The organism is Cupriavidus sp. 01L46 (assembly GCF_056399905.1).
Genome location: NZ_JBFTSF010000234.1, coordinates 1 through 10,453, shown reverse-complemented (window position 1 = coordinate 10,453; position 10,453 = coordinate 1). Strand labels below are relative to the sequence as shown.

Annotated in this window: 6 protein-coding genes and 1 pseudogene; 1 reads left to right on the top strand and 6 read right to left on the bottom strand. The window is 65.2% G+C overall.

What is annotated here, in order from left to right; genetic code table 11:
• From AC1DS3_RS29215 to AC1DS3_RS29190, 6 genes are all read right to left on the bottom strand, one after another.
• Positions 1-2,270 (bottom strand): two-partner secretion domain-containing protein (locus AC1DS3_RS29215; protein WP_477128475.1); only part of this gene is annotated, 2,270 nt, incomplete at its 3' end.
• A gap of 81 nt (positions 2,271-2,351) precedes the next feature.
• Positions 2,352-4,169, bottom strand: a complete 1,818-nt coding sequence (locus tag AC1DS3_RS29210) for a ShlB/FhaC/HecB family hemolysin secretion/activation protein (protein WP_477128474.1) — start codon at positions 4,167-4,169, stop codon at positions 2,352-2,354.
• A gap of 121 nt (positions 4,170-4,290) precedes the next feature.
• Positions 4,291-5,076, bottom strand: a complete 786-nt coding sequence (locus tag AC1DS3_RS29205; RefSeq protein WP_441630231.1) for a fimbria/pilus periplasmic chaperone — start codon at positions 5,074-5,076, stop codon at positions 4,291-4,293.
• A 95-nt stretch (positions 5,077-5,171) separates the two neighbouring features.
• Entirely contained in the window at positions 5,172-7,910 is a 2,739-nt protein-coding gene (locus AC1DS3_RS29200; RefSeq protein WP_477128473.1) for a fimbria/pilus outer membrane usher protein, read from the bottom strand.
• Between the two features lie 330 nt (positions 7,911-8,240).
• A complete protein-coding gene (locus AC1DS3_RS29195) occupies positions 8,241-9,005 on the bottom strand; it encodes a fimbrial biogenesis chaperone (RefSeq protein ID WP_441630227.1) in 765 nt (254 codons plus the stop codon).
• A 30-nt stretch (positions 9,006-9,035) separates the two neighbouring features.
• A complete protein-coding gene (locus tag AC1DS3_RS29190; protein WP_441630226.1) occupies positions 9,036-9,605 on the bottom strand; it encodes a fimbrial protein in 570 nt (189 codons plus the stop codon).
• A gap of 346 nt (positions 9,606-9,951) precedes the next feature.
• Between AC1DS3_RS29190 and AC1DS3_RS29185 the strand changes: the two are divergent.
• Positions 9,952-10,107: pseudogene (locus AC1DS3_RS29185) on the top strand (hypothetical protein); the annotation flags it as partial.
• Positions 10,108-10,453 lie beyond the last annotated feature (346 nt).

Below are 10,453 nucleotides of genomic sequence, written 5' to 3'. Positions count from 1 at the left end.
CTGGTGTAGGCATCGGCAATCCTGCCGCCGCTGTCGTTGAGGCCAACCAGGCCACCGATAACGGCGTTGCCGGAAGCGCCTGTGTTACCGGCGGAGAAGACGCGCTCGATGACGCCACCGTTGTTGTAGCCCACCAAGCCGCCCACGTTCAGGCCGCCATAGTAAGTGCCGACGGTGCCCCGGCTGGACGAATCGGCTATATACGCATTAGGCCCGGCGTTCAGCCCGACCAGGCCACCCACGCCGCCCATGGCCGTACGCTGCATGTAACCCCCGATGGTGGCATCCGACGTGCTGCGTGTCACCCTGCCCGCGTTTTCACCAACCAGGCCGCCGATCGACTGGGTCAGGCCGCTGCCAGACAGACAGGAAGCGCTCACCGAAGCGCGGTCGATGGCGCCGTCGATGAGGTTCTTCCCCACCAGGCCACCCATCGTATGGGTCCGCCCGGTGTTGCTATTGAGGCGGACGCCGGTGGCGGTGACGTTGGAGATGGTGCCGGAATTCCGACCGACCAGCGCACCCAGCGCAGCTGCGCCGGCATTGGCAGACGTCGCGTTGACCGACAACGCCGCCAGGCCGAGGTTGCTGATGTTGCCGGACGATGCCGAGAACAGGCCGGACAAAGGCCCGGTGCTGGTCACCGAGAGATTGTTCAAGGTATTGCCCAGGCCGTCGAAGACGCCGTAGAACGTTCCGTAGTCGCCGCCAATCGACTTCAGGCTGCCGCCGCTGATCTTGTTGCCCAGCACGTAGTAGCCACCCAGATTGTCGTTGATGCCCTGCAGCTGCGCGAGATTCTGGATCACGTTATAGGAAAAACCGTTCGACCTGAACGACGCCCCCGTCCCGGACAAGGTGACCACCGCGCCGTTGTTCAGGTTCAGCGAACGGCCATAGTTCAACTCAAGGCCGTTGCCGGCGCCGCTGAGCGCKACCTTGTTATTCAGGTTGATATCCTTGGCGCCGGCGGCGGTCATGGCCACGCCGGCGTTGACGCCGGTGGCGCTCAGCGCTCCGTTGACATTGACATCGCCGGCCGAGGCCAGCGTCAGCTTGTTGCCGCTGTTCCAGCTGATCGGCGCGTTGATCGAAAGATTGCCAACGGTGCTGGCCAGCTCGATATTGGTGGTGCCGAGGTTGCGCGAGAGCGTGTCGCTAAACGCGGTATTTTCGCTACTGGCGGCGGTCTGGCCGACGTTGACATCCATCGCGCTGAGCTTCCAGGTGCCCGTCTGCCCGTTGTTGGCCTGGGTGTTGACCTGGGTGGCCAACTGCACCTGCACATCGGCGCCGCGGGTCTCGATGGTGCCGCCGTTGCCCGGGCCGGCCATCGCGCTGGCGTTCAGGCTGCCGGCCACGCGCACGACGCCGGCGCTGCCGCCGTCCAGCGTGATCTTGCCGGCATTGCCCTGCAAGGTCTTGGCCTCGATCATGCCCGTATTGTTTACCACCGCCTGCTGCAAGCTGCCGGCGGCGCGGGCCGTCATCAGCACCTGGCCGCCGTCGGCCTTGAGCAGGCCGCCGTTTTCCACCAGCGAGCCCACCAGGCCGCCATTCACCTGCAGGTTGAGCAGGTTGCTGGCGTCGAAGCTCACGGTGAAGTCATTGCCGGCGCCTAGCGCCACCCGGCCCATCTGCGCCTGGATGAGGCCAGTGTTGCGCACCGTGCTGCCCAGCAGCGCCACGCTGCCACCCGGAGCGGCGATAATCCGGCCGGCATTGATGATCGACGCACCCGCGCCGCCGGCAAAGCGGTAGGTCCCGCTGTTGAAATCCGCGTTGCTGATGTCCTGCGTCGAGGCCACCAGGCCGCCCACGTTGACCTGGGCGGTCTGCCCGAACACGATCCCGTTGGGGTTGACCAGGAAGACGCGGCCATTGGCATCGATCTGGCCCTGGATATTGCTGGCGTTCGCAGTGATCACGCGGTTGAGCGCGATCGAGTTGCTGTCGGGCTGGTTGAATGAGACCTTCTCCCCCGCGCCAACGCTGAATCCGTTCCAGTTGATGATCAGCTTGTCGCTCGACTGGTTGATCGACATGTCCCGGCCATTGTTGTAGGACGCGACATTGCCGGTGCCCGATACGATCGCATTGCCGGTCGGCAAGGCATGCGCCGGCGCAAGCGCCCCCAGACCCAACAGTGCAACAACCGCGGCAATCACGCGCCTGGCGCCGCCGGACTTGCCGCGGCGGCGAGCCCCTTCTCTGGCAACGTTCCAGCATCCCTGGGCCTGATTCCAGACCAGTGCATAGCTTTTGTTCATATTGACCTCATTCCTTGTTATTGAGAAAGCTGCAACCATCCCGGCAGCACGGGTACTGCACCGACACGGTCCACGGCGCACTCAAAAGTACTGCGCGCCCTGCACCCAAAACCTGGGGCTGCGCACCGGCCCCCCGCTTGCGTCGCGCTGGCCCACCGGCCAGGCCAGTGCGAGGCTGATCTGATGTCCCTGCCCGGCCCAGGCGCCACCGATGCCCGCCCCCGTCAACCGGCGCGTATTGCGCTCCCTGGTCCAGGGCTGCTTGTTGATGTCCACCACGCTCTTGTCCACAAAAGCGCTCAGCTGCCAGCCAGGGGCCACCGCGTAGCGCAACTCCAGGCTGGSCTGCCAGCCCTGGTCGCCGCTGCCGGCGCCGAGCGCGTAGGCGCGCACGCCATAGGGCCCGCCCATGCCGAACTTCTCCGAGCCGTCCAGGTTGCCGGACGCCCATTGCGCATTGGCCTGGGCATAGAGCTGGAAGCGATTGCTCAGCCGCTGCAGGCGCGCCGCGCTCAGGTTCATCTTGCTGAAGCTGCCGCCGGCTCTCGCGCTGATCTGGTCGATGAACTCGGTGAGCGGATCGTCGATGCGAAGCCGTCCCGTGCTGTAGCTTGCCGAGAACAYGGTCTGGCCGCCGCCGAATACGTTGTCCTGGCCGTTGCCGCTCACGCCAGCGGTCCACAGCCCCACGCGCTTCCCGACGCGGGTCTCAAAGAGATCCATCTCATCGCGCAGCCGCTTGTCGTCGTACTGCAGCTGGGCGTTCAGGTTGAAGGCGCGGCCGCGCAGCAGCGGCTGCGAGACGAAGACGCTGCGGATGCTGGCGCGGCCGTGCGCTTCCAGCACCGCGAAGTCCTTGCCGAGGTGATAGCCCATATCCGAGTACGACACGCCCACGCGCGTGGACCAGGGCCCGGCCGGCAACTGGTAGCCGGCGCGGTAGTAGCGCTGCCGCTTGTCGCTGCCAAGCACGCGCAAGCTCAGTTGGTCCCCCAGCCGCAACGGGTTGTTCAGGTAGAAGCTGCCGCCCAGGCGGTATTCACCGGTGTAGTAGCCGCCATAGTTGTCCGCCTCCAGGCTGCCGCCGGCCAGCGGCCCGGGCTCCGCCTCGACCAGCAGGTCGGTGGTACCGGGCTCGGTGCCGGACTGCAAGGTACCCTTGGCCTCGGCGCCGGGGATATCGTTGAGCAGCAGCAGGCTGCTTTCCAGTTCCGCGCCATGCACCGCCTCGCCGCTCCTGAGCCTCGACAGCGGCTKGCGCAGCACGCCGTCAAACGCGCGCGACTTGTTTTGCAGCACGATCCGCCCGTACCTGCCTTCCATCACTTCGAGCCGGACCATGCCGTCCTCGATATCCTGCGGCGGCAGGAAGGCGCGCGCCAGCAGGTAGCCGCGCTCGTGGTAATACGCGGTGATGCGGTCCGCCGCCGCGCGCAGGCCTGCCAGGTCCTGCTCGCTGCCGTTCAGGTCGTCCAGCAGGGGCAGCAGTTGCGCCGAATCGAATACCTTGTTCCCGTCGATGCGAAAGCCCTGCACCTTCAGGCGTATCCCCGGCTCGGCGGGCGCGGCGGGTGCGGTGYTATCTCCCGCCTTGGGCAGGTCCAGCTCCAGCCTGGACGGCGCAGGCAGTTCCGGACGCACGGTTTCGAGATCGCGCATGGTCTGCCCGGCCCTGGGTATGTTGGGTACATTCGGCGCATTGGTTGCATTGGGCGCATTGGACGCGTTGGGCCCACCGGGCACCTGCGCATGCCCCGCGACCGGCAGCAGCAACATCAGGCCGACACCGCAGGCACGCAGCCCGAAAGCGCGGCGCGCAGGCCTGTCACCGGCCGCCCGGCAGGCTTGCGCATCGGCATCGGCATCGGCATTAACAAAGGTTTCACGGCCAGCAGTCACTTGATTTCTTCCCATTGCAATCCCATTCATCTCACGAGCAGCCCAATCGATGCGCATGCGCCGCTCTCAGCCCGGTGGAGTTGGAATTCCTCATCGAGCGCCCCATCGAGCTGCATCGAAACTACCTTTTGACGTTTGCATTCCCGACGATCAGTTCGCCGCTATCCCTGACGGCTTCGTAATGCACCACCGCCTCGTCCGCGGCGGCGCCCTTCAAGCCGGGCAGCGTGAACCGCGTGACGCCAAGCGGCGCGATGGTCTGGCCGTCCAGCTCCACCGATGCGCCCCCGCGCCCGATCTCCATCCGCGCCAGCGACACGTGGTAAGGCGTAGGATTGGTTGCTTCCAGGACGGCGCCGCCCGCCTTCCCTGCCCTGCCGAACGCCCATGTCACTTGCCCGATGGCCCCGTCCGCAGTGCCGGGCAATCCCGCCGGCCGGAACAGCAGCTTCATGCGCGTGCGGTAAGACAGGCGCAGCAGACTGGCGCTGTCCTCGGCCAGCGGCGGCACCTCCAGAAAATTGATCCAGAACACCGACTCGCGGTCCCCCGGCAACGGCTCACCGGTGTAGCGCAGCCGGAGCACCGTCTTGCGCTCCGGGTCCAGCCTGAGCAACGGCGGCGACAAGATGAAGGGCACGCTCAGCCTGGCCGGATCGGCATTGACCTCTCCCTGGTCCAGCCAAACCTGGACCAGGATCGGGCTGTCGCCCGCATTGCGCAGCCTCACGCTCAGCTCCGACAGCTCGGCGGGGTAGACGAAGCGGGTGCCGATGATCGACAACGCCGCCAGCGCCCCGGCCGGCGCCAGGCACAGCAGCAAGGCCAGCATGGCCCCGGCGCGGCGCCAYGGCCGCTCGCAACGCGGCCTGCGATCGCTTCTGCCCGGGATGATCGGATTGGTCATGCGGCTCGGCCTTCCCTGGTTCTGCATGCCGGCCGGATTGCCTGGCGCTGCCGTCCTGGTACTGCACAGTTGCCCGGCTCCGGGTTGCTTCGGCTTCACGGACGCGCGGCCAGCTCTTTGCTGCCCACGCCACCGGCCGGCAATGGAAGGCACGGCAGGTCCAGCATCTCGTAGCCGCTGCGTTTGCCCTGCACGCGCGCGGGCAGGGTGTAGTCGATCACGCAGCGCTCTTCAGGCTTCTTGCCCCATTCGACGCGGATCGAGCCGCGGTCCTTCTCGGTGCGCACCACCAGGCGGCTGCCCTGGCCCACGGCGCCGATCTCCGTGCCGCCTTCGGCATCAATGGCGGTGGCGGCGAAGGGCAGCAGTTCGCCATTGGGCATGCGGCTATTGATGAGCACGGCGCGCGCCCTGCGGGTTTCGTAGGTGAGCATCACCACCGAGCCAGCGCGCGGCGCGACGCTGCGCGAGGTCACCTTCAGTTCGACGTCGTCGGGGATGCCCTTGGGATCGACATCGATGCTGTTCAACTGATAGGGGATCAGGCTCGGCACGACCGCGTAGCCGCGCCGGTCCACGCTGGCGCCGCCGTAGCCGACCCGGGCGCCCTGCGCATCCGCCGCATGGACCACGCCGATGGTCTCGCCAAGGGTCTGTGCCAGGGAAATGCCGCCCGGATGAACGACCAGGCCGCCCTGCGCGCTGGCCGATGCCTGCCGATAGCCTTGGCCCTGGCCGATGCTGGCGCCCAGCGTGACGTCGGGCAGGCGCCAGTTGATGCTGGCGTTGCCCGAGGTGGCATTGCGCCGGTCGTCATAAGTACCGGAGAGCGAGTACGAGCCCTTGCCCTGCTGGTCGATGAGCCCCGAAACGCCGGAGGAAACCTGCGTGCCGGCACTGTCGTCGTGCGTGACGAAGGTGTTCAGGACGGGAGCGCCGCGGGCGGACTTTCCCAGTGGAATCGACAGGTTGAGGCTGACCAGCGTGCTGTTGCCGCTGCTGGCTCCCCCATACAACGCCCCCCCGGACCCCGCGTTCTGCACGCGCTGCACGGACACGGAATAGGTGTTGCCGCGCCACTGGTTGCTGTAGCCCAGCGTGAAACTGAGCGCCTGGCCACGCTGGTTCCAGTACTGGAGCGAAGAGCCGTTGAGGTAGACATTGCCGCCGCTCGCGCCGAGCTGCTGGCTGATATTGGCATCCACTCTGCTGCGCATGCGCGCGAAGGAATCGGCCGCCGCGCCGCGCTCGACGGCATCGTGCAGCATCAGCGCATCGCGCAGGCCAAGATAGCCGCGCGTGGAATAGCGGTACGCCAGCAGCGAGAAGTTGGTACCGCTGCTCGGCAGATTCTTGCTGTACGAAACACGGAAGCTGGAGCCACGCAGGCTATCGCCGTTAGGCACGGTGGCCCTGGCCCACGTGACGTCGGCGCCAAAGCCACCGAGGCGCGTGTTGAGCGCCCCGCCCAGCAGCCCGGACACATAGTTGCTGGCCAAGGCCACGCCACCGTAGCCGGTGACCATATTGTTGATGCCGTGTTGCAGTGTGCCCTGCACGACGTACTGTCCGCTGCCTTGCAAAGAGGGGTCGCTAGCCCTGCCCGCGGTCACGCTGTAGCKCGTGACGCCCGGCCGCAACAATTGCACGGTGGTGGCAAAGGGCACCAGGAAGGTACGCGCCTGCCCGTTGGCCTCTGTCACGGTCACCTGCAGGTCGCCGCCGTAGCTGGCAACCTGCAGGTCATTGATCTCGAACGGCCCCGGTGCCACGGTGGTCTCGTAGACGAGGAAGCCGCGCTGGTGGACCGAGACCCGGGCGTTCGAGCCGGCGGTACCGCGCACCACAGGTGCGTAGTAGCGCTGCGTCTCGGGCAGCATGCGGTCGTCGCTGAAGATCTGCGCGCCGCGGAACGACACCGAATCGAACAGCTCGCCGCTGGTCGAGCTCTCGCCGACCAGCACTTGCGAGCGCAGCGCGGGCAGATCGGTCTGGCCATAGATATAGCCACGCTGATAGCGTGTGCCGGTCAGCGGCGACCAGGTAACCGAGCCGTTGTGGCGCAATCGCAGCGGCCCGAGGTTTGCCCCCAGGTTCAGGCCCGCGTAGGCCTGGGTGGTGTTGCGTCCCTGGCTCTGCGTGGTGAAGATATTGGTGTTGTAGTTGAGCAGCAGCGCCGGAACGCCACTGTCCCATCGCTGCGGATCGACATAGTTTTTCGATGTGGTCAGCCGCAGATAGTATTGCGGCACGGAAAGATAAATCGCCTGCTCCGCCTGGTCGAACTTGAGTTCGGCGCCAGGAACATAGTTGCCGATGTCGGCACAGACCAGGCCTTCGGGCATCGGGTTGGGTGGCCGTGCGGGATCCTGGCCGCGCGCGCTCTTGTTCAGATCGACACCTGCGCGGGTGAGCAGTTCGCGGTCGTAGCATGCCTGTGAGCTTTCCCGGCCCGCAACCTGCTGGAACTCGATATCCTCGGTGCCGCGCCATTGGCCATTGACATGCAGTTCGACGCGGTACTTGCCCGGCGCGACGATATCCAGCCGCTCGAAACGGCTGGTATCRATCGTGATGCCCTCGGCGCCCTGCGCCAGCATGTAGGTGTCGAATATCACCCGTTTGCCGTCCAGGGCGGACAGCAGCCGCGGCTCGGGCGCGGGCCCAGTTCCATCGCTGCCGGCACTTCGCGCGCGCTCCCGGTCGCCGTCCTGTGCTCCTTTGCTTTCCTGCGCCGAGGTTTCGCCAATCTGCGCGCCGAGATCCATGGACTGGCGCGTCCCCGCGCCCTGCCCACCCACAACGGTCGCCGCCGCCCAGGCGGCAGGCGACATCGCGATCGCCGCCACGGCGCCGATCAGGCGAGGCGCAAGGCGCCCCGGCCTGGAGGTCGGCGGCGCTGCCACACTGGCGGCGCGAGCCGGGCCAGCGGGTCGAACAAGGCGAACTGAGGATTGCATAGACCGACGAATTTGTCCTATCTGCGGAAGCTGGAGGCCGCTGTACAACCGATGCGGCGAAAGGAATCGGGATGGGAATGATTGGAGGCCGTTTCCAAAAGATGCTGGCGTCGTTGCGCGGCCTTGGCCGTGCCACTTGTACTGTCTGCGGCCGCGCGCCTAGCCAGAACCGCTTCGCTTCATGTTGAAACGGCCTCTTAGTGGCTAATTTGCCAATGCCTTTTCTTCCGTGTACCGGCCGCCGTAGTCATTGATGACTTCGTATCGGACCAGGGCACCGGGATGATTGCCGGGCTTTGCTTCGGGCAGTACAAAGGTCTCCTTGCCGAGCGGGGCCACCATGCCACCACCCGCGGAGACAAACTTGCCGTCCAGCCTGGCGTCGACCCGGCCGAAGGAAACGTAGTAAGGCGTAGGGTTGCTGACCTCCACGGCAAGCTGCTTCGCCATCTTTCCACCCGGCCCCTTGCCATCGACGGTGGCCAGCTTCCAGGCAAGCTTGCCAGGAGCGGCATCGACGTCCGTCAGTTGCACGGGCCGGAAGAAGACCTTGATACGGCTGCGGAAGGCGAACAGGAGCGCGTTCTCGGCGCCCTCCTTCGTTGAGGGCACCTCCAGTACATTGAGCCAGAATACCGTCTCGCGATCGGCCGGCAGTGGTTCCTGCGTATAGGCGATGCGCAGCACCGCGCCCTTGCTCGGCTCCACCCGGCCGACCGCCGGCGAAACCATGAAGGGAACCCGGACTTTCTCGGGCGGAACGTCCGCCTGGCCGTCGTCCAGCCAGTTCTGCACGAGAACGGGCTCGCTGCCGATGTTGTTCAGCCTGACGGTAACCTCGCGGGCATCGGACGGGAAGACCAGTCGCGTACCCTGTATGACAATGGAAGCCTGCGCCAAGCTGGCGCAGGCGGCGAGCGCCACGACACCGGCGGCAAGAAGTGAAGAGATGCGAGCGACCGACGTCATGGCATTCCTGGCAATTTAACCTGGCTCGATTTAGTAGTAGGCCATCGTGTAGCGGATGAACGAGTTGCCCGCGCCCGCCGTGACGGAGGCGGCGGTCTGGACATAGGCCGCGCTGTAGGTCAGCGTTGCGGTGTTGTCAGTGATGGTGGCCACCTGCGGGCTCGCCTGTGCCTGGTTCAGCGCGATCTTGCCGGTGGCTTTGTTGCCGTTGTCGCTAACCTCGATCTGCACGCCTTTCGCCGCAGCGGTGCCCTGCAGGATCAGGTTGCCGGTGACGGGATCGATGTTGGCGGAGCCCGTATCAAAGGAGATGGAAGCCTTCGTTTTATTCTTGCAGGCCGTGCCGCCGCCCAGTACCAGGCTGAACGGTACCGCGGCGGATTTCACGCCAACGCCCGTGAAGATGACGGGGTCCACACGGCCCAGATCGACGGTGGTGCGATTGTTGGGCCCGGCCGGCTGGCCGTTGATGGTGCAGGTGACGTCCGTGATGGAGCCGGTAAAGTCGAGCTGGCCGTCGAACGCATGCGACAGCGAGGGAGCCATGGCGGCCATGACCACACAGCCGGCTGTGAGAGAGCCGAGAATAGTACGTTTCATAGGGTTTCCTTCTTCCGTTGGTAGTTGGGGCAATGAATCAATCGATTAGACGATTAGATGCACCCCGATTTAAATGCGGGTCCACATGGAACCGATGCACCGGCTTCCGAATCGAACCGCACCCCGCTTGACGCATTAAACGCAAAGTGGAGTCACAGAAAGATTCGCAATGACGCTGAGGCCACTTGACGGTGACCAAATCATAGATCTCATGAAATAAAATAAACCCAAGAAAATTCTTGTTTTACGGAAAAGAATTAAATCAATACCTGGATACTTCCAGCCCTATCGTCACGCGAAAGTCGAAGCCCCGTCTCAACGACACGCAGCCGGCAACTAACGGAATGTGGGCACAGCGGGCTGTAAACATGCGCGGACGCGCCTTCACTCTCGTATTTTTTGGCGCGGATGGCCAAGCCGTCGGGGCGCGCGGGTGGACGAAGAATTCGAGGGGCTGGATCTGAGCGATCCGAGGCGGGATCGGCGTGCAAAGGCGCTGCGCAAACGGCTTGGGGCCAGGCCGACGGCGAGCGCTCCGGGCGCGTGCGATGGATGCTCGGAGAGCATCCATCGCCGCCTATCGATTTCCCGGCGACGAGGAGATCGAGTGAGTGCGCCCTGCCGGGCGCACCATAAAAAAAACCGCAGCACCAGGCTGCGGTTTTTTTTCGCCGAGGCAAAAGCCCCGGCCAGGCAAGTGCTACCGCCCGATCAGATCTCTTCGTACAGCGGCAGCGTCAGGAACTCGGCAAAGTCCTCCGACGTGGACATCTGCTCGAAGATCTCGCCGGCGCGGTCATACGTCGTGGTGTCGCCACCGACGAAAGCCTCGCCACCGACGAAAGCCT

Coding starts and splice junctions, on each gene's coding strand:
- AC1DS3_RS29195 (WP_441630227.1), bottom strand. CDS start 9,005: ATGACGTCGGTCGCTCGCATCTCTTCACTTCTTGCCGCCGGTGTCGTG.
- AC1DS3_RS29190 (WP_441630226.1), bottom strand. CDS start 9,605: ATGAAACGTACTATTCTCGGCTCTCTCACAGCCGGCTGTGTGGTCATG.